Origin of the sequence: Mycobacterium sp. E3298, from assembly GCF_001666895.1 — a bacterium.
In the GTDB taxonomy this organism is placed as follows: Bacteria; Actinomycetota; Actinomycetes; order Mycobacteriales; family Mycobacteriaceae; genus Mycobacterium.
This window is the reverse complement of record NZ_LZJB01000054.1, coordinates 1-18,531: the sequence shown is the minus strand read 5'-3', so window position 1 is coordinate 18,531 and position 18,531 is coordinate 1. Positions and strand designations below refer to the sequence as shown.

At 68.2% G+C, this 18,531-nt stretch carries 14 protein-coding genes, 2 pseudogenes and 1 riboswitch; of the genes and pseudogenes, 9 read left to right on the top strand and 7 right to left on the bottom strand.

The window, feature by feature from the left end:
- Together A9X05_RS01995 and A9X05_RS01990 are read left to right on the top strand one after the other, a co-directional pair.
- Nucleotides 1-955, top strand: a 955-nt coding sequence (locus tag A9X05_RS01995; RefSeq protein WP_067778853.1) for an esterase family protein, incomplete at its 5' end; no start/stop codon positions are given.
- Nucleotides 952-3,555 carry a bifunctional lysylphosphatidylglycerol flippase/synthetase MprF gene (locus tag A9X05_RS01990; protein WP_067778851.1) on the top strand — a complete coding sequence of 868 codons (2,604 nt, stop codon included), beginning with the start codon at nt 952-954 and terminating at the stop codon, nt 3,553-3,555. The genes A9X05_RS01995 and A9X05_RS01990, both read left to right, overlap by 4 nt.
- 20 nt (nt 3,556-3,575) lie before the next feature.
- On the opposite strand, the gene A9X05_RS01985 is transcribed toward A9X05_RS01990, so the two are convergent.
- The gene (locus A9X05_RS01985; protein WP_067778848.1) at nt 3,576-4,478 is read right to left on the bottom strand and encodes a sigma-70 family RNA polymerase sigma factor; all 903 of its coding nucleotides are present in this window, start codon (nt 4,476-4,478) and stop codon (nt 3,576-3,578) included.
- A 63-nt stretch (nt 4,479-4,541) separates the two neighbouring features.
- On the opposite strand from A9X05_RS01985, the pseudogene A9X05_RS01980 reads away from it, so the two are divergent.
- A pseudogene (locus A9X05_RS01980) lies at nt 4,542-5,903 on the top strand (aspartate aminotransferase family protein); the annotation flags it as partial.
- Here the strand turns inward: A9X05_RS01980 and A9X05_RS01975 are convergent.
- Nucleotides 5,900-6,124, bottom strand: a complete 225-nt coding sequence (locus A9X05_RS01975) for a hypothetical protein (protein ID WP_067751965.1) — start codon at nt 6,122-6,124, stop codon at nt 5,900-5,902. The pseudogene A9X05_RS01980 and the gene A9X05_RS01975 overlap by 4 nt on opposite strands.
- A 227-nt stretch (nt 6,125-6,351) precedes the next feature.
- On the opposite strand from A9X05_RS01975, the gene A9X05_RS01970 reads away from it, so the two are divergent.
- From A9X05_RS01970 to nagA, 4 genes are all read left to right on the top strand, one after another.
- On the top strand, nt 6,352-7,593 hold the full coding sequence (locus A9X05_RS01970; RefSeq protein ID WP_067751927.1) for a D-alanyl-D-alanine carboxypeptidase family protein: 1,242 nt from the start codon (nt 6,352-6,354) through the stop codon (nt 7,591-7,593).
- Between the two features lie 32 nt (nt 7,594-7,625).
- A complete protein-coding gene (locus A9X05_RS01965) occupies nt 7,626-7,964 on the top strand; it encodes a hypothetical protein (protein ID WP_067751930.1) in 339 nt (112 codons plus the stop codon).
- A 66-nt stretch (nt 7,965-8,030) separates the two neighbouring features.
- A complete protein-coding gene (locus tag A9X05_RS01960) occupies nt 8,031-9,380 on the top strand; it encodes a sugar porter family MFS transporter (protein ID WP_067778842.1) in 1,350 nt (449 codons plus the stop codon).
- Nucleotides 9,371-10,504, top strand: coding sequence for an N-acetylglucosamine-6-phosphate deacetylase (gene nagA / locus A9X05_RS01955; protein WP_067778839.1), 1,134 nt, complete (start codon nt 9,371-9,373; stop codon nt 10,502-10,504). Before A9X05_RS01960 ends, nagA begins: the two co-directional genes overlap by 10 nt.
- On the opposite strand, the gene yhjD (A9X05_RS01950) is transcribed toward nagA, so the two are convergent.
- From yhjD (A9X05_RS01950) to trpS, 3 genes are read right to left on the bottom strand one after another with little or no spacing between them, the layout of a single operon-like run.
- A complete protein-coding gene (gene yhjD / locus A9X05_RS01950) occupies nt 10,501-11,529 on the bottom strand; it encodes an inner membrane protein YhjD (protein WP_067751939.1) in 1,029 nt (342 codons plus the stop codon). The two genes, nagA and yhjD (A9X05_RS01950), sit on opposite strands and share 4 nt — an antisense overlap.
- A complete protein-coding gene (gene yhjD, locus A9X05_RS01945) occupies nt 11,526-12,512 on the bottom strand; it encodes an inner membrane protein YhjD (protein ID WP_067778837.1) in 987 nt (328 codons plus the stop codon). The genes yhjD (A9X05_RS01950) and yhjD (A9X05_RS01945) overlap by 4 nt, the downstream gene beginning before the upstream one ends.
- A gap of 7 nt (nt 12,513-12,519) precedes the next feature.
- A complete protein-coding gene (gene trpS / locus A9X05_RS01940; RefSeq protein WP_067751945.1) occupies nt 12,520-13,539 on the bottom strand; it encodes a tryptophan--tRNA ligase in 1,020 nt (339 codons plus the stop codon).
- A gap of 246 nt (nt 13,540-13,785) precedes the next feature.
- On the opposite strand from trpS, the gene A9X05_RS01935 reads away from it, so the two are divergent.
- Nucleotides 13,786-14,583, top strand: a complete 798-nt coding sequence (locus A9X05_RS01935) for an alpha/beta fold hydrolase (RefSeq protein WP_067778856.1) — start codon at nt 13,786-13,788, stop codon at nt 14,581-14,583.
- Here the strand turns inward: A9X05_RS01935 and A9X05_RS01930 are convergent.
- Together A9X05_RS01930 and A9X05_RS01925 are read right to left on the bottom strand one after the other, a co-directional pair.
- The gene (locus A9X05_RS01930) at nt 14,576-15,802 is read right to left on the bottom strand and encodes an NADP-dependent isocitrate dehydrogenase (RefSeq protein ID WP_067751948.1); all 1,227 of its coding nucleotides are present in this window, start codon (nt 15,800-15,802) and stop codon (nt 14,576-14,578) included. The genes A9X05_RS01935 and A9X05_RS01930 overlap by 8 nt on opposite strands.
- 33 nt (nt 15,803-15,835) lie before the next feature.
- Nucleotides 15,836-18,073 (bottom strand): NADP-dependent isocitrate dehydrogenase, encoded by a 2,238-nt coding sequence (locus A9X05_RS01925; protein WP_067778834.1) that lies wholly within the window; start codon nt 18,071-18,073, stop codon nt 15,836-15,838.
- Nucleotides 18,074-18,221: 148 nt separating this feature from the next.
- Nucleotides 18,222-18,342: riboswitch (SAM riboswitch) on the top strand.
- Nucleotides 18,343-18,382: 40 nt separating this feature from the next.
- Here A9X05_RS01925 and A9X05_RS30300 point away from each other — a divergent pair.
- Nucleotides 18,383-18,531 (top strand): annotated as a pseudogene (locus A9X05_RS30300) (PLP-dependent transferase); the annotation flags it as partial.

Genomic DNA, 18,531 nt, shown 5'->3' with positions numbered 1-18,531 from the left:
GCAGGCCAACATCCACTACGCGGCGTTCACCACCGCACGCAAGCTGGTCAACCCGCTGCTGCACCCAGTCGGCGACCTGTCCTCGGTCACGCCGAGCCAGGCCAGCGCGGTGCGCGCCTCGGCGGGCGGCACCCTCGAACAGCTGTGGCAGCCGCCGGCGAACATGCCCACGGACGGCAAGGTGGTGAAGGCGTCGATTCCGGCTTCGGGAGGGTTCACCCCGCGTGAGGCGCTGATCTACCTGCCCCCGGCATACCTGGCGACGCCGCGGCCCGAATTGCCGGTGCTCGTGGTCATTCCCGGCGACCCGGGGGCGCCGCGCGACTGGATCGACAAGGTGCACATCGACGACGCGCTCGGCCAGTTCGCCGCGCAGCACAAGGGGCTGGCCCCGGTGGTGGTGATGGCCGACCAACAGGGCGTCGCGGAAAACAATCCCAGCTGCGTCGACTCCGCCTGGGGCAGGCCGCAGACCTACCTCGCCGAGGACCTTCCGCGCTGGGTGTCGGCGAACCTGCAAGTGAGCCGGGACCACCGGCAGTGGGGCGTCGGCGGCCTGTCGTCGGGAGGAACCTGCTCGCTGCTGGTGGCCCTTCGCGCCCCCGAGACCTTTCCGAACCTGGTGGACATGTCCGGGCAGCGCGAGCCGATCCTGACCAGCCACGCCGAAATCGTCGCCAAGTTGTTCAACGGCGACGAGGCCGCCTACAACAACGTCACACCGAAGGACATCATGGCCAAGCGGCAGTATCCCGACACCAACGCGCTGATCACGGCGGGCTCCGACGACCGGGTCTACAACCCCCAGCAGCGGGAGATCTACGAGGCCTGCCGGCAGGCCGGCATGAAGGCGCAGTGGCAGGAATTTCCCGGGGGGCACACCTTCGCCGTGTTCCGGGCCTCGTTCGAAGCGGCGATTCCCTGGCTGGCGACGCGCACGGGGCTGACCCAATGACCGCCGCGGTGCTCGACGCACCGACCGCGGTGCTCGACAAGCGCGCCGTCGTGCAGCACAACGCGCGGCGGGCGCTCGCGCTGCTGCGGCAGTCGCCGGTAACCGTCGGGCTGGTCGTCGCGCTGTGGGTGCTCGGCGCGATCACCCACGCGTGGTCGGTGTGGTCGAACAACACCGAGAACTCGCCGGGCATGCCCCACGGCCTCGTTTCGAAAGTCGCCGTCGGCACGTCCCAGCTGGAGCGCGGCTTCTGGTGGACCCCGTTCACCGCCGGGCTGTGGAACGTGTCGCTGGCCGCCTACGTGGTCGCCACGCTGTTCACCCTGGCCGTGGGCGTTTCCGCCGAACGGTTGCTCGGTCCTCGCCGGACCGCGCTGTTCCTGGTGACCGGCCAGGTGCTGAGCAGCCTGCTCGGCGTCGGTGCCGTCGCGCTGCTGGCACACACCGGTGACTCGTGGTTGACCAACCTCGACAAGGAGGTCGCGGTCGGCACCACGCCGGCGCTGGTCTGCCTCGCCGTGGTGATGACGTTCAAGCTGTCGGCGCTCTGGCGACGCCGGCTGCGATTGGTGATGTTCAGCGGCGTAGTGGTGTTCGCGCTGTATTCGGGCACCCTGCTCGACGTCTTGCGGGTTTTCGGCGCGGTGGTCGGACTGCTGCTGGGCTGGCTGCTCTACCGCTCGGAAGCGCGCGCCGCCGTCTCGCCGCCCTCACGCTCGGAGTCCAGGGTGCTGGTGGGCACCGTGGTCGCGGCCACGGCGTTCGGCCCGCTGCTGACCCTGCTCGGTTCCACCGGCGCCTGGCTCGCCTACCCCGGCTACGGCCCGCTGCGGATCTTGCAATCGCTGTTCGCCTCGCCCGCCGAGGACAGCGAGCGCATGCATCAGCTGTGCGCCGACCCCGGGTTGAGTGAAGCGTGCCGGCTGGCGGTCTCGCAGACCTTGGGGACGGGTGTGGGCTCGGCGATCACCTCGGTGGGCCCGGCGCTGCTGTTGCTGGCGGCCGCGGTCGGGTTGCGCCGCGGGCGCCGCTTCGCGTGGTGGCTGGCGCTACTGCTCAACGCCGCCCTGGTCGCGGGCAGCGCCTGGTTCGCCGTGCTGTGGACCCGCGATGCGGCCGACGCGGGATCCGTCGTGCACGACGCGGACGACACCTATTCGTTCGCCCACGACACGTTGATTCTCATCGCGCCGATCGTGGTCCCGTGCCTGATGATCGCGTTGTTGCTGTTCACCCGGCCGTTGTTCACGGTGACCGCACCACGGGCCACCTATCTGCGGCTGGGGCTGGGTCTGGCCGCCACCGCCGCGCTCACCGCCGGCGGCTACCTGTTGATCGCCTATTGGGAGCGCAAGGAATTCGACCCCCCGCCCAACCTTTCTCAGCTGATCTCCGATCTGCCGACCCGCTATCTGCCGCCGGCCTACGAACTGGCGCACAGCGCAAAGTTCCTGCCCAACAGCGGGCTTGCGCTGCTGGCATGGGAGTTCTGCGGCGCCGTGTTCTGGGTGATGCTGCTGGCCGGCCTGCTGGTCAGCTTCTGGCGGGCCAGCGTCGTCGTCGACGACGAGGCACGGACCCGGGCGCGGAACCTGATGGTGGCCAACAGCGGATCGTCGCTGGCCTACATGAGCACCTGGCCGGGCAACGTGTACTGGTTCACCGAGGACGGGCACGCGGCATTCGCCTACCGCGTTGTCGCCGCCGTGGCGCTGACCACCGGGGGCCCGCTGGGCGATCCGGGTGCGCGGGCGGACGCGCTACGTGGCTTCGAGCGGTTCTGCGACCGCAACGGCTGGACGGCGTGCATGTACAGCATCACCGAGGACGTCCGCGACCGCGCGGTGGAGCTGGGGTGGTACGCGGTGCAGGTGGCCGAGGACACCGTGGTGCCGTTGGCCGAGCTGGAGTTCAAAGGCAAGAAGTGGCAAGACATTCGCACCGCGCTGAACAAGGCGGCCAAAGAGGGCATCCGCGCCGAGTGGACGAGCTACCCGGAGGCGCCGCTGTCGATACGCGACCAGGTGCGGGTGATCTCCGAGGAGTGGGTGGCCGACAAGGGCATGCCCGAGATGGGTTGGACGCTGGGCGGTTTGGACGAGCTCGACGACCCGACCGTGCGCTGCCTGATCGCCGTGGACGAGCAGTGGATCGTGCACGGCATCACCAGCTGGTTGCCGGTCTACCGGGACGGGCAAACGGTCGGCTGGACGATGGACTTCATGCGCAGGCGAGGCAGCAGTCCCTTCAAGGGCGTGATGGAGTTCTTGATTGCCTCTGCGGCACAGAGCTTTCGGGAGGAGGGCGCGGAGTTCCTCAGCCTCTCCGGGGCCCCGCTGGCCCGGCTGGCGCGGGGCAACGAGGTCACGGCGCTCGACCGCATCCTCGATGTCACCGGCAAAGCGCTCGAGCCGGTGTACGGGTTTCGCTCGCTGCTCAGCTTCAAGGCCAAGTTCCAGCCCGAGTACCGGCCCCTGTACATGGCCTACCGTGACCCGTCGACGCTGCCCGCGATCGCCAACGCGATCAGCCGCGCTTACCTACCGCACCTCACCGCGCGCCAGGGGATTCGGCTGGCGCGCAAGCTCGCCCGAAGATAGTCACGCCCGCTGGTCGGGTGTCAGGGCCGGCGCAGCGGAGAGCCGCCGAACTTGTCCGGGTTGGCGATATCCCAGAGCGCGCTGACCTTTCCGTCGCGCACCGTCACCGCCATGATCCGCGGCAACATCTCCCGATACCCGTCGGCAGCAGCGCGGCCGGCGGTGTAGATGCCGAGCTCGCCGTTGACCAGCCCCAGCTCGTACGAGGTGAACGTCCCCGGGCCGTACCGCTGCGCCAGGCCCAGCATGAACCGGACCACCTTGTCCGGGCCGCGGATGGTCTGAACGGCCGTGGGCGCCTTGCCGTTCGAATCGCCGGTGAAGGTGACATCGGGATGCAGCAGCGAGACCACGGTGTCCAGGTCGCCGGCGGCCATCGCGGCCATCAGCCGGCCGACCACCTCGTCGTGCGAGGGGTCGGGCCTGGGCGGCGGGGCCGCGCTGACGGCCTTGCGGGCCCGCGACGCCAGCTGCCTCGCGGCGGCCTCGCTGATGCCGAGCACCTCGGCGATCTCCGCGAACGGCACCGCGAACCCGTCGTGCAGCACGAAGGCCACCCGCTGATCGGGCGACAGCCGCTCCAGCACCACCATCGCCGCGAACCGGGCGTCCTCGCGGGAAACGACCGCCGAGAGCGGGTCCGCCCGGTCGAAGCCGGTCACCACCGGCTCCGGCAGCCAGTTCCCGGTGTAGGTCTCGCGCCGGTGCGCGGCCGAGCGCAACTTGTCCAGGCCCAGCCGGCTCACCACCGTGGTCAGCCAGGCCCGCAGGTCGGTGATTTCGGCACCCTGCCGGTCCCAGCGCAGCCACGCCTCCTGCACGATGTCCTCGGCGTCGGCGACCGTGCCGGTGAGCCGGTAGGCGACCGCCATCAGGTGGGGTCGCAGGGCTTCGAATTGTGAGACCTGTTCGGTCCCGGTCATATCGCGAGCCTAGCGCGGCGACGGCGAGCGCCGAAACGGCGCGAGTAAGGAGCCACGCCATCAGAGCCGGCGGCTAGTCTCACAGACACCATGACAGAGCACCTGTGGCTGCACTTCGCCCGGCACGGCGCCGGCATCACGCCGCCCATCATCGTCCGCGGCGAGGGCGTGACCATCTTCGACGACCGGGGCAAAAGCTACCTCGACGCGCTGTCGGGGCTGTTCACCGTTCAGGTCGGCCACGGTCGCACCGAACTCGCCGAGGTCGCCGCCCGGCAGGCGAGCACACTGGCGTACTTCCCGCTTTGGGGCTATGCCACCCCGACCGCAATCGAGCTCGCCGAGCGCCTCGCAGGCTATGCCCCGGGCGGGCTCAACCGGGTGTTCTTCACCACCGGCGGGACGGAGGCCGTGGAGACCGCGTGGAAACTGGCCAAGCAGTATTTCAAGCTGACCGGCAAACCCGGTAAGCACAAGGTGATTTCGCGGTCGATCGCCTACCACGGCACCACCCAGGGAGCCCTGGCGATCACCGGCCTGCCCGCGTACAAGGCGCCCTTCGAACCCGTGACACCGGGTGGCTTCCGGGTGCCCAACACGAACTTCTACCGCGCGCCCGAGCCGTTTGCCAACGACCCCAAGGGCTTCGGGCGGTGGGCCGCCGACCGGATCGCGGAGGCCATCGAGTTCGAGGGCCCCGAGACCGTCGCCGCGGTGTTCCTGGAGCCGGTGCAGAACGCGGGCGGCGCCATTCCCCCTCCGCCGGGCTATTTCGAGCGGGTGCGCGAAATCTGCGACTCCTACGACGTGCTGCTGGTGTCCGACGAGGTGATCTGCGCGTTCGGCCGGATCGGGTCGATGTTCGCCTGCGACGACCTCGGTTACGTGCCCGACATGATCACTTGCGCCAAGGGCCTGACGTCGGGCTACTCGCCGCTGGGCGCGATGATCGCCGACGAGCGGCTGTTCGAACCGTTCAACGACGGCGCCACCGTCTTCCCGCACGGCTATACCTTTGGCGGACATCCGGTTTCGACGGCAGTGGGGCTGGCCAACCTCGACATCTTCGAGCGTGAGGGCCTCAACGACCACGTCAGGAAGCACGCGTCGGCCTTCCGCGCCACGCTGGAGAAGCTCTACGACCTGCCCATCGTCGGCGACGTCCGCGGCGAGGGGTTCTTCTACGGCATCGAGCTGGTGAAGGACAAGGCGACCAAGGAAACGTTCAGCGCGCAAGAGTGCGAACGGGTGCTGCACGGCTTCGTGTCGCCGGCGCTCTTCGAGGCGGGCCTGTACTGCCGCGCCGACGATCGCGGCGATCCGGTGGTTCAGGTGGCGCCGCCGCTGATCAGCGGTCAGGCCGAATTCGACACCATCGAATCCATCCTGCGCGGCGTGCTCGGCGAGGTGCCTGGAAAGCTTTAGACGCGCTTCACCGCGTCGGCGGCGATCAGCACCTCACGCGAATGCGCGGCGTTCGGGTTGCTGACCATCCGCGACACCGCGTTGCACAGCCAGGTGAGCGCCTCGCGCAGGCCGGCGTCGGGCGTCGCGTCTCGATGGTGCTGCAGTTCGATCAGCACACTTTCCAGGCCGGAGCGCCGGACCTGCGACGCCTTCTCGACCTCCCTGAGCAGTTGTTGCAGCGACCGCGGAGCGTCGCTCTTGCGCCGCCGACGAAACGAGAATCGATCGTTGGGAATGTCTTGGCCCTCGCGGTTCGGCGGAAGATTCGGCGCCGCCACGGTGGCGGCATGCTCAGCGTAGTGGCTCCCCCGCGTTGCCGCCGCCCGACGGCGTCGCAACTTCCGTCTCACCAGTCACAGCGCGGCTCCCTCGAATCGCGCCCGCGATCGCCTAATGTGCACAGGCAATGGACTTCCTACGCCCCGCGTCATGCCTGGCAGCGGCCCTTTTCGTGGCCGCCGCTCCGGTTGCCGTCGCCGCGCCGATCGCGAGTGCCGAGCCCGGCGCCGAGCCCAACGCCGCCACCGCCAACTGCCCCTTCAAGGTGAACACCCCGCCCGCGGTCGACTCGTCGGAGGTCCCGCAAGCCGGTGATCCGCCGATCCCGCTGGCCGTGCCGCCGAAGCCGGTTGGCGGCGAGGCGCTGAGCAGCTGCGGCATCGTCGCCGCGCCCGATACGCCACCGCTGCCGACCGACGTCTCCGCCGACGCGTGGCTGGTGGCGGACCTGGACAGCGGCGCGGTGGTCGCGGCCAAGGACCCGCACGGCCGGCACCGGCCCGCCAGCATCATCAAGGTGCTGATCGCGATGGCGTCCATCAACGCGCTCAACCTGAACAAGTCGGTGCCCGGCACCGCCGACGACGCGGCCGCCGAGGGCACCAAGGTCGGCGTCGAGGAAGGCGGGGTCTTCACCGTCAACCAGTTGCTGCACGGCCTGCTGATGCACTCCGGGAACGACGCCGCGCACGCGCTGGCCATGCAGCTCGGCGGCATGCAGCAAGCCGTGGAGAAGATCAACGTGCTGGCCGCCAAGCTCGGCGGCAAGGACACCCGGGTGGCCACGCCGTCGGGGCTGGACGGGCCCGGCATGAGCACGTCGGCCTACGACATCGGCCTGTTCTACCGCTACGCCTGGCAGAACCCGACCTTCGCCGACATCGTCGCGACGCGGACGTTCGACTTCCCCGGCCACGGCGACCATCCCGGCTACGAACTGGAGAACGACAACCAGCTGCTCTACAAGTACCCGGGCGCCTTGGGCGGCAAGACCGGCTACACCGACGACGCCGGCCAGACGTTCGTGGGCGCCGCCAACCACAACGGGCGACGCTTGATGGCGGTGTTGCTGCACGGGACGCGGGTGCCGATCGCCCCGTGGGAGCAGGCCGCGCACCTGCTGGACTACGGCTTCAGCACGCCACAGGGCACCCAGGTCGGCAACCTCATCGAACCCGACCCCTCGCTGGCGCCCGCCAAACGCGACAGCGCCGCCGACCGGCAGGCCAACGGCGCCGAGGCAGCCGGGCTGATTCCCTCCGCGGACGCGCTGCCGATCCGGGTGGGCGTCGCCGTCATCGGAACGATCATCGTGTTCAGTCTGATCATGGTGGCGCGCGCGATGAACCGCCGGCCACAGCATCGTTGACCGTAGAAGTTTGCTGTGGCACCGTCTTGCGGATGAGCGAAGCCCTGTATGAGGACCCCGGCCTCCGGCTCGACGAGGACGGCATCACCATCCGGCGCTACTACTTCCCGTTTGCCAACCCGAAGCGCATCCCGTACGGCAGGATCCAGGGCGTCAAGGCCGAGCAGATGACGTGGAACAGCGGCAAAGGCCGGATCTGGGGCGCGGGCGACCCGCGGTACTGGTTCCCGCTGGACGTCCGCCGGGGCCGCAAGCGAACGCTTCTGGTGCTCCACCTCGGACGCCGGGTGCGCCCGTGCATCAGCCCCGACGACCCCGAGCGTGTCATCGAGGTGCTGCGCGATCGGCTGCGGACTGCGAAGTCCCCATAGCGATTAGCTGACAGCGCCGACGGCGAGTGCGTCGATCCCGTCGGCGGCGACACTAAACTCACCCAGATGACCAACGCCCGGCGCGGCCTGGCGGTCGCGCTGACCGCCGCGAGCGTGGGCCTGATCTACGGCTACGACCTGTCCATCATCGCCGGCGCGCAGCTGTACGTCACCGAGGACTTCGGGCTGTCCACGCGGCAACAAGAACTGCTGACGACGATGGTGGTGATCGGGCAGATCGCCGGGGCGCTCGGCGCGGGCGTGCTGGCGAACGCGATCGGGCGGAAGAAGTCGGTGGTGCTGCTCCTGGTCGCCTACGCGGTGTTCGCTCTGCTGGGCGCGCTGTCGGTGTCCCTGCCGATGCTGTTGACGGCCCGGCTCCTGTTGGGCCTGACGCTGGGCGTGGCGGTGGTGGTGGTGCCGGTGTACGTGGCGGAGTCCGCCCCGACCGCGGTGCGCGGCTCGCTGCTGACGGCCTACCAGCTTGCCATCGTCAGCGGGCTCATCGTCGGCTACCTGACCGGCTACCTGCTGGCCGGGTCGCACAGCTGGCGCTGGATGCTGGGACTGGCCGCCGTGCCCGCCATCGTGTTGCTGCCGTTGCTGATTCGCGCGCCCGACACGGCGCGGTGGTACGTGCTCAAGGGCCGCCTCGAGGAGGCCCGCCGGGCGCTGCTGCGCGTGGAGCCCAACGCCCGCGTCGACGAGGAACTCGCCGAGATCGGCCGCGCGCTCGGCGAGGGCTCCCGCGGTCACAAGGGCGGCTGGTCGGAGATGCTGCGGCCGCCGTATTCGCGCGCCACCGCTTTCGTGATCACGCTCGGCTTTCTGATCCAGATCACCGGCATCAACGCGATCATCTATTACAGCCCGCGGATCTTCCAGGCCATGGGCTTCACCGGAAATTTCGCGCTGCTGGCGCTGCCGGCCCTGGTTCAGGTCGCCGGGCTGGCGGCCGTGGGCGCGTCGCTGCTGCTGGTCGACCGGCTGGGCCGGCGCCCAATCCTGTTGTCCGGCATCGCCATGATGATCGCCGCCGACGTCGTGCTGATGGCCGTGTTCGGGCGGGGCATCGGCGGCGCGGTCCTCGGATTCGCCGGCATCGTGCTGTTCATCTTCGGCTACACGATGGGCTTCGGCTCCCTGGGCTGGGTGTACGCCAGCGAGAGCTTCCCGTCCCGGCTGCGCTCCATCGGGTCGAGCACGATGCTGACCTCGAACCTGGTGGCCAACGCGATCGTCGCCGCCGTCTTCCTCACCATGCTCCATTCCCTCGGCGGCGCGGGAACTTTCGCGGTGTTCGCGTCCCTGGCTGCGGTCGCGTTCGTCGTGGTCTACCGGTACGCGCCGGAGACCAAGGGCCGCCAACTCGAGGAGATCCGCTACTTCTGGGAAAACGGCGGCCGATGGGACTGATCGCCGCGGGCACGATGGTGCTCGACGGATGGGTCCGCCGGCCGGGATGGCTCGAGACGGACGGGCCGCGGATCGTGGCGTGCGGCGCCGGGGCCCCGCCCCGCCCGGCCGACGACGCCTTCCCCGATGGGGCCGTGGTCCCCGGTTTCATCGACATGCACGTGCACGGCGGCGGCGGGGCGTCCTACACCGACGGCCCCACCGACGGCGAGGGCATCGCCGGTGCGGCGGAATTCCACCTGCGGCACGGCACCACGACCACGCTCGCCAGCCTGGTGAGCACCTCGCCGGCGGAGTTGCTCGCCGGCGTGCGCGCGCTGGCCGAAGCCGCCCGGCACGGGATCGTCGCGGGCATCCACCTGGAGGGGCCGTGGCTGAGCCGGGCCCGCTGCGGGGCGCACGACCCCGCGCTCCTGCGCGCCCCGGATCCGGCGGAGGTCGACGCCGCGCTGGCCGCGGGCGGCGGCGCGATCCGGATGGTCACGCTCGCCCCGGAGCTGCCCGGCGCCGACGAAGCGATCCGCCGCTTCCGCGACGCCGGAGTCGTTGTGGCGGTGGGGCATACGGACGCCACCTACGAGCAGGTCGAACGCGCCATCGCGCAGGGCGCCACGGTCGGCACCCACCTGTTCAACGCGATGCCGCCACTGCACCATCGCGAGCCCGGGCCGGCGCTCGCCCTGCTCCGGGACCCGGGGGTCACCGTCGAGCTGATCGCCGACGGCGTGCACGTGCACCCGGCCGTCGTGGACGCGGTGATCGCGGCCGCGGGGCCCGACCGGGTCGCCCTTGTCACCGACGCCATCGCCGCGGCCGGCCGTGGGGACGGGCCGTTTCGCCTCGGCGCGGTGGCCGTCGACGTCGTCTCGGGGGTGGCACGGGTGCGGGGGACGTCGACGATCGCGGGCAGCACCGCCACGATGGACGCGCTCTTTCGCAACGTCAACGCCGGTGCGGGGCTGGCCGCCGCGGCGCTGACGACCTCGGGTACCCCGGCGCGGGCGCTCGGCCTCGAGCGGATCGGCTTCCTGCGCTCCGGCTATGACGCGAATCTGGTTGTGCTGGACGGTGATCTGCGGGTTACGGCGGTCATGGTCGCCGGCCGTTGGCGGGTAGGCCGCTAACGAAGCCGCCGGGTGATGCGGGAAAGGGCCAGCGCCCCAACGGCTCCCATCGCCATCGCGGTCAACGTCTGGCGCGTGCCGATGCCGTCGTCGAGCTGCACACGGGGGGCGATGATCGCCGGCGCGGGAGGGGCGACGTGGCGGGTGCGCGGGTGACCGGAGGCCGTCGCCGCCCACGCCGTGCAGAAGAGCACCAGGTATGAGGTGACGTAGGCGAACACCATCAGACCCAGCACCGGGCCGAACGTCGCGCCCGCGGGGCTGCGCAGCACCGCCCGCAGGTACAGCGATCCCACCTGTTTGAAGATCTCGAACCCGACCGCCGCCATCAGCGCGGCCCGCATCGAATCGGTCAGGCTGACCTTCTCGCGCGGCAGCCGGGCGATCATCCAGGCGAACAACAACCACGACACCGCCGTCGAGATCACGATCGACAGCAGCCAGAAGAACCAGTCGAACACCACGAGTTGCGGTATGCCGAGCCATTTGAGCAACGCCGCCAACGGCGCGTCATGGCCAATGGTGGTCAGGCCGACGGTGGCCACGATCACCGCGAACGTCCCGAGCATGGCCAACAGATCGGAGAACTTGTTGTGGACGAAGCCGGGCGACTCGATGCGCTCGTCCCACCACATCTCCGTCAGCGCCTGCCGCAGATGCGATATCCAGCCCAGGCCCGCCCAGACGGCGGTGGCCAGGCCGATGACACCCACCGACGTGCGCGCGGCGATCGCGGAGTTCATCAGATCCAGCAGCTGGTCCCCCAGCGCGCCGGTGACCTGGGACCGGATATGGTCGTCGATCGTCTTCAGCAGCTCCGGGCGCCGGGCCAGGATGAACCCGAAGGCCGCGAAACCCACCATCAGCAAAGGGAATAACGCGAAGATCGTGTAATAGGTGAGGCCGGCCGCGAAGAACCCCCCGTTGCGGTCGTCGAAGCGCTGGTAGGCGCGGATGACGTGGTCGAGCCAGCCGTGCCGGGCCCGCAACCGGTCGAGGATTCCGGGCTTTGCAGGTTCGGTCATGAGGAGTTCTTACCCCGCGCCACCGCAGGGATCCCAGCTTGTGGCGGCGCGTCGGCGGCCGGCTGCACCCCCGGGGCGATGATCCCCGGCGGGTCTGCCTGCCGGGCGCGGGGGCCGTCCCACGCCGTCGCGGCCCAGGCGGTACTGAACAGCACCAAGAGCCAGGTGACGTACGCGAACGCCAACAAACCCAGCACCGGACCGAAGGTGGCCCCGGCGGCGCTGCGCAGCACGATCTTCAGGTAGAGCGATCCCAACAGCTTGAACAACTCGAACCCGGCGGCCGCAATCAAGCCGGCCTCCATCGACGTGACGATGCCGACCGACTCGCGCGGCAATCGCACGATCACCCAGCTGAACACCAGCCACGACACCGCGAACGCCGTCAGCACCGAAATAACTCGGAATACCCAGTGAAACACCGAAAGTTCCGGTATACCAAGCAATTTCAGCGCAGCTCGCATTGGCTTCTCGTGTCCCAGCGCGGACAGTCCCATGGTGATCACGACCACTACCAACGTCCCCACCACGGCGGCCAGATCGGACAGTATCGTGCGGACGAAACCCACGGAGTCCACTGGGTGCTCCCATATTCGGCCCAGCGCCTCCCGGAGGCGATACATCCACGTTTGGCCCAGCCAGGCCGCGACTACCAACCCGATCACACCAACGGATGCACGGGCCGCGATCGCCGAATGGATCAGGTTGACCAGGTGCTGCCCCAACTCGGGGGACACCCAGGACCGGACGTGTTCGTCGATCGTGCCCAGTAGCTCAGGATGACGCGACAATCCGAAGCTACCCAGCGCGAAACCGACCATCAGCAAGGGAAATAACGCGATAAGCGTGTAGTAGGTGAGGCCGGCCGCAAGCAGGTTGCCACTGCAATCCCTGAAGTGAAAAAAGGCGCGGATGACGTGGTCGAGCCAGCCGTGCCGGGCCCGCAGCCGACCGAGGAGGCCTGCCTTGGCCGGCTCGCTCATGGTGAACTCATCCTCGCTGCGGAAGGAACCCTAACCGATCGTAGACCCGCCGAACGGTCTTGCCTGCGACATCCTCGGCGCGCTCGGCCCCGACCGCGAGCACGCCCTCCAATTCGGCTGGGTCGGCCAGCAATTCGTCGACGCGCGCCTTGATCGGGCTGACGAACTCGACGACCGCCTCGGCGGTGTCCTTCTTCAGGTCGCCGTAACCCCGTCCTGCGTAACCCTCGACGAGCTTGTCGATGGCCACGCCGGTGACCGCCGACTGGATGGTCAGCAGGTTCGACACGCCCGCCTTGGCCTCGGTGTCGAAGCGGATCTCGCGCTCGCTGTCGGTGACCGCCGAACGAATCTTCTTCGCGGACGCGGCGGGGTCGTCGAGCAGGTTGATCAAGCCGGCGTCGGTGGCCGCGGACTTGCTCATCTTCGACGTCGGGTCCTGCAAGTCGTAGATCTTGGCGGTGACCTTGGGGATCAGCAGATCGGGCACCACGAAGGTGTCGGGGAACCGGCTGTTGAACCGCTGCGCCACGTCGCGCGCCAGCTCCAGATGCTGGCGCTGGTCCTCGCCCACCGGAACCAGTTCGGCGTCGTAGGCCAGGACGTCGGCGGCCTGCAGCACCGGATAGGTGAACAGGCCCACGGTGGTGGAGTCGCCGCCCTGGCGGGCCGACTTGTCCTTGAACTGCGTCATCCGCGACGCCTGCCCGAACCCGGTGAAGCAGCCCAGCACCCAGGCCAGCTGAGAGTGGGCGGGCACGTGGCTCTGCACGAAGATGGTGCTGCGGGCGGGGTCGATGCCCAGCGCCAGATACTGGGCCGCCGTCACCAGGGTCCGGCGGCGCAGCGCCTCGGGGTCCTGGGGAATGGTGATGGCGTGCAGGTCGACGACGCAGAAGAAGCACTCGTGTTGGTCCTGCAGCGCGACCCACTGGGTGATGGCACCCAACGCGTTCCCGAGGTGGAGCGAGTCGGAGGTGGGCTGCACGCCGGAGAAAATCCGGCCGGATCCGGTAGCGGTGCTCATGATGCACCGATCTTTTCACGCGGGTCTTGCCGGGCATGCGCCGCCGCCGAGTGCGCGGCTGGCTTCACCCTCGCCGCCGAGTATGCGGCCAGCCGCACACTCGCGAGCGCGCGGCGCCCGGCCGGCCGGGCGCTCGCTTGCGGTACCGGCGGTACCGCATTTAATGTCGGCGGTATGGGGAGCAAGAGGATCAACAGCAACACGGGGACGCGGCCACCGATCCATCTCGGCTCGGGCGAGCCGGTCCTGCTGCTGCACCCGTTCCTGCTGTCCCAGGCGGTCTGGGAGGACGTCGCCCGGCGGCTGGCCGACACCGGACGGTACGAGGTGTTCGCCCCGACGATGGCCGGCCACAACGGCGGCCCCTCCGCGGGGACCTGGTTCCTGTCCTCGGCGGTCCTGGCCGACCACGTGGAACAGCAGATGGACGAGCTGGGCTGGGACACCGCCCACATCGTGGGCAACTCGCTGGGTGGCTGGGTCGCGTTCGAACTCGAGCGGCGCGGGCGAGCGCGCAGCGTCATGGGCATCGCCCCGGCCGGCGGGTGGACGCGTTGGAGCCCGGCGAAGTTCGAGGTGATCGCCAAGTTCATCCTGGGCATTCCGCTGCTGGTGCTGGCCTGGCTGTTCGGCCCGAAGGTGATGCGCCTGCCGTTCAGCCGCCAGCTGGCCACCTACGCGATCAGCGCGCGGCCCGACGGGGTCACCGACGAGCAGCTGCTCGGCTGCATCGACGACGTCGCCCACTGCCCCGCCTACTTCCAGCTGCTGGTCAAGTCGCTGCTGCTGCACGGCCTGCGGGAGCTGGCCGAGAACGCCGTCCCGGCGCACCTGGTGATCTGCGAAAAGGACCGGATCGTGCCCGCCCCCCGGTTCAGCAGGCATTTCACCACCCACCTGCCCGACGACCACCAGGTCACCGAGCTCGACGGCGTGGGGCACATCCCGATGTTCGAGGCGCCGGACCGCGTCGCCGGACTGGTCATCGCGTTCCTCGACGAGTGCAACGCGGCGAGCCGCGGCGCCAACCCGTCGGCTAGCTGACCAGCTTCTTTTCCAGGTTCTCGGCGATCGAGTTGAGGAACTCCTCGCTCTGCTGCCATTCCTGCTTGGGGCCGATGAGGATGGCCAGGTCCTTGGTCATCTTCCCGCTCTCGACCGTGGAGACCACCACGTCCTCGAGCGTCTGCGCGAACTCGATCACCTCGGGGGTGTCGTCCAGCTTGCCGCGGTGCGCCAACCCGCGCGTCCAGGCGAAGATCGAGGCGATCGGGTTCGTCGAGGTCGGCTTGCCGGCCTGATACTGGCGGAAGTGCCGGGTGACGGTGCCGTGCGCGGCCTCGGCCTCGACCGTCTTGCCGTCGGCGGTCATCAGCACCGACGTCATCAGCCCCAGTGAGCCGTAGCCCTGCGCGACGAGGTCGGACTGGACGTCGCCGTCGTAGTTCTTGCAGGCCCACACGTACCCGCCCTCCCACTTGAGGCAGGCGGCCACCATGTCGTCGATCAGCCGGTGCTCGTAGGTCAACCCCTCGGCCTCGAACTTGTCCTTGAACTCCTCGTCGTAGATGCGCTGGAACTCGTCCTTGAACATGCCGTCGTAGGCCTTGAGGATGGTGTTCTTCGTGGACAGGTACACCGGCCACTTGGCGTTCAGGCCGTACGAAAGGGAGGCGCGGGCGAAGTCGCGGACGGATTCCTTGAAGTTGTACATCCCCATCACGACGCCGCCGTCGTCGGGAATGGACACCACCTCGTGCACCATCGGCTCGCTGCCGTCGGACGGCGTGAACGTGATCGACACGGTGCCGGGTTTGTCGACCTTGAAGTTGGTCGCCCGGTACTGGTCGCCGAACGCATGCCGGCCGATGACGATCGGCTTGGTCCAGCCGGGCACCAGGCGCGGCACGTTGGAGATCACGATGGGCTCGCGGAAGATGGTGCCGCCCAGGATGTTCCGGATCGTGCCGTTGGGCGACAGCCACATCTTCTTCAGGTTGAACTCGGAGACACGGGCCTCGTCGGGGGTGATGGTCGCGCACTTGACGCCCACGCCGTGCCTCTTGATGGCGTACGCGGCGTCGATGGTCACCTGGTCGTTGGTGCGGTCGCGGTTCTCGATGCCGAGGTCGTAGTAGTCCAGGTTGATGTCCAGGTGCGGCAAGATAAGCAGGTCTTTGATGAACTTCCAGATGACGCGGGTCATCTCGTCACCATCGAGCTCTACAACCGGGCCCTTGACCTTGATCTTGTCGGTGGACATCGGGTCAACTCCCTATCTAGCGGCCCTTGAAGCTTACGAGCTTTGCGAAGCGGCCAGCGCCTCATTCAACGTCTTGCTCGGCCGCATCACCGCCGTCGTCTTCTCGCTGTCCGGGTAGTAGTAACCACCGATGTCGACGGTCTCGCCCTGTGCCTTGGCGAGTTCGGCCACGATGGTGTCCTCGTTGCGGCCCAACTCGTCGGCCAGCGCGGCGAAGTGCTCGCGCAGCTCCTCGTCGTCGGATTGCGCGAGTTCCTGCGCCCAGTACAGCGCCAGGTAGAACTGGCTGCCACGGTTGTCGAGCTCCCCGGCCTTGCGCGACGGGCTCTTGTTGTTCTCCAGCAGCTTGCCGATCGCGGCGTCGAGCGTCTTGCCGAGGATCTTGGCGCGCTCGTTGTCGGTCTTGATGCCGATGTCTTCGAAACACGCTCCCAGAGCGAGGAATTCACCGAGGGAATCCCAGCGCAGGTGGTTCTCCTCGAGCAGCTGATGGACGTGCTTGGGCGCCGAACCGCCCGCCCCGGTTTCGTACATGCCGCCGCCGGCCATCAGCGGCACGATCGACAGCATCTTGGCGCTGGTGCCCAGCTCCAGAATGGGGAACAGGTCGGTGAGGTAGTCGCGCAGGATGTTTCCGGTCGCGGCGATGGTGTCCTGCCCGCGCATCGCGCGCTCCAGCGTGTACCGCATGGCCCACACCTGCGGCATGATGTTGATGTCCAGGCCCTCGGTGTCGAGTTCCTTCAGGTACGCCTTGACTTTTTTGCGCAGCTCCACCTCGTGCGGACGTTCCGTGTCCAGCCAGAACACCACCGTCATGCCGGAGTTGCGCGCCCGGGTGACGGCCAGCTTGACCCAGTCCCGGATCGCCTCGTCGGTGACGATCGGCATCCGCCAGATGTCGCCCTCCTCCACGTTCTGGCTGAGCAGCACCTCCCCGGTGTCGAGGTCGACGATGTTGGCGACGCCGTCTTCGGGGATCTCGAAAGTCTTGTCGTGCGAGCCGTACTCCTCGGCCTGCTGCGCCATCAAACCGACGTTGGGGACGGTGCCCATCGTCGTCGGATCGAACTGGCCGTGGGTTTTGCAGAAATTGATGATCTCTTGGTAGATCCGGGAGAAGGTCGACTCGGGGTTGACGGCCTTGGTGTCCTTCTGCCGCCCGTCGGCGCCCCACATCTTGCCGCCCGCGCGGATCATCGCCGGCATCGACGCGTCCACGATCACGTCGCTGGGCGAATGAAAGTTGGTGATGCCCTTGGCCGAATCGACCATCGCCAGTTCGGGACGGTGTTCGTGGCAGGCGTGCAGGTCGCGGATGATCTCCTCGTGCAGCGACGCGGGCAGCGACTCGATCTTGTTGTAGAGGTCGACCAATCCGTTGTTGACGTTGACACCGAGCTCGTCGAAGAGCTCCTGGTGCTTGGCGAACGCGTCCTTGTAGAAGACCTTGACGGCGTGGCCGAACACGATCGGGTGCGAGACCTTCATCATCGTCGCCTTGACGTGCAGCGAGAACATCACGCCGGTCTCGTAGGCGTCCTGCATCTGTTCCTCGTAGAACTCGACCAGGGCCTTCTTGCTCATGAACATGGAGTCGATGACGTCGCCGTCGCGCAGCTCCACCTTGGGCTTGAGCTCGAGGGTCTTCCCGCTCTTGGTCTCCAGCACCATCTTCACGTTGCGGTCGCGGTCCAGCGTCATCGACTTCTCGCCGTGATAGAAGTCGCCGTGCCGCATGGTGGCGACGTGGGTGCGCGAAGCCGGCGACCACGCCCCCATGCTGTGGGGATGCTTGCGCGCGTACTCCTTCACCGCCTTCGGCGCGCGGCGGTCCGAGTTGCCTTGCCGCAGAACCGGGTTGACCGCACTGCCCAGGCACTTGCCGTAGCGGGCGCGGATTTTCTTGTCCTCGTCGGTCTTCGGGCTCTGCGGGAAGTCCGGGATCTTGTATCCCTTGTCCTGCAGCTCCTTGACGGCGGCGATCAGCTGGGGCACCGAGGCGCTGATGTTCGGCAGCTTGATGATGTTGGTGTCTGGCAGCTTCGTCAGCTCGCCCAGCTCGCAGAGGTTGTCCGGAACCCGCTGCTCTTCGGTCAAATCGTCGGGAAACTCGGCGAGGATCCGGGCGGCCACGGAGATGTCACTGGTCTTGATCTCGATGCCCGCCGGCTCGGCGAAGGCGCGCACGATCGGCAGGAAGGCGTAGGTCGCCAGCAACGGCGCTTCGTCGGTCAGTGTGTAGATGACGGTCGGCTGTTCGGCGCTCACGGTCCTTCTTCCCGGCGTCAAAATCCTCGAATATTCGGTCAGATCTCTGGGGGGCTCAGCGTTCTTCCTGCCACGTTATCAAGGGCGTTTGGGCAGGTGTCGACCTGCCATTGGCATCCAGTCGGCACAGTAAGCTAATCTTCGTATTGGTCATGAGCGCCAGCATCAAGCCCCGGCTTGCTGGCCGGCAACCCTCCAACCGCGGTGGGGTGCCCCGGGTGATGACCAGGTTGAGTAGCCAAGCACCGGCTATCCGGCAAGCGCGGGTCCGCCATGACGGGCCCCTGAGCCAGACAGGGGAAGCTTTCCATGAGCGATGCCACCAGCAACGACGACACCGATCCGACCGCCGGCTGGTCGTTTGAGACCAGGCAGGTGCACGCCGGCCAGCACCCGGACCCGGCCACCAACGCCCGCGCCCTGCCGATCTACCAGACCACCTCGTACACGTTCGACGA

Bases quoted from the DNA above. Each gene is read 5' to 3' on its own strand.
- A9X05_RS01990 (WP_067778851.1), top strand. From the start codon at position 952: ATGACCGCCGCGGTGCTCGACGCACCGACCGCGGTGCTCGACAAGCGC.
- A9X05_RS01985 (WP_067778848.1), bottom strand. From the start codon at position 4,478: ATGACCGGGACCGAACAGGTCTCACAATTCGAAGCCCTGCGACCCCAC.
- A9X05_RS01970 (WP_067751927.1), top strand. From the start codon at position 6,352: ATGGACTTCCTACGCCCCGCGTCATGCCTGGCAGCGGCCCTTTTCGTG.
- A9X05_RS01965 (WP_067751930.1), top strand. From the start codon at position 7,626: ATGAGCGAAGCCCTGTATGAGGACCCCGGCCTCCGGCTCGACGAGGAC.
- A9X05_RS01960 (WP_067778842.1), top strand. From the start codon at position 8,031: ATGACCAACGCCCGGCGCGGCCTGGCGGTCGCGCTGACCGCCGCGAGC.
- nagA (WP_067778839.1), top strand. From the start codon at position 9,371: ATGGGACTGATCGCCGCGGGCACGATGGTGCTCGACGGATGGGTCCGC.
- yhjD (WP_067751939.1), bottom strand. From the start codon at position 11,529: ATGACCGAACCTGCAAAGCCCGGAATCCTCGACCGGTTGCGGGCCCGG.
- yhjD (WP_067778837.1), bottom strand. From the start codon at position 12,512: ATGAGCGAGCCGGCCAAGGCAGGCCTCCTCGGTCGGCTGCGGGCCCGG.
- trpS (WP_067751945.1), bottom strand. From the start codon at position 13,539: ATGAGCACCGCTACCGGATCCGGCCGGATTTTCTCCGGCGTGCAGCCC.
- A9X05_RS01930 (WP_067751948.1), bottom strand. From the start codon at position 15,802: ATGTCCACCGACAAGATCAAGGTCAAGGGCCCGGTTGTAGAGCTCGAT.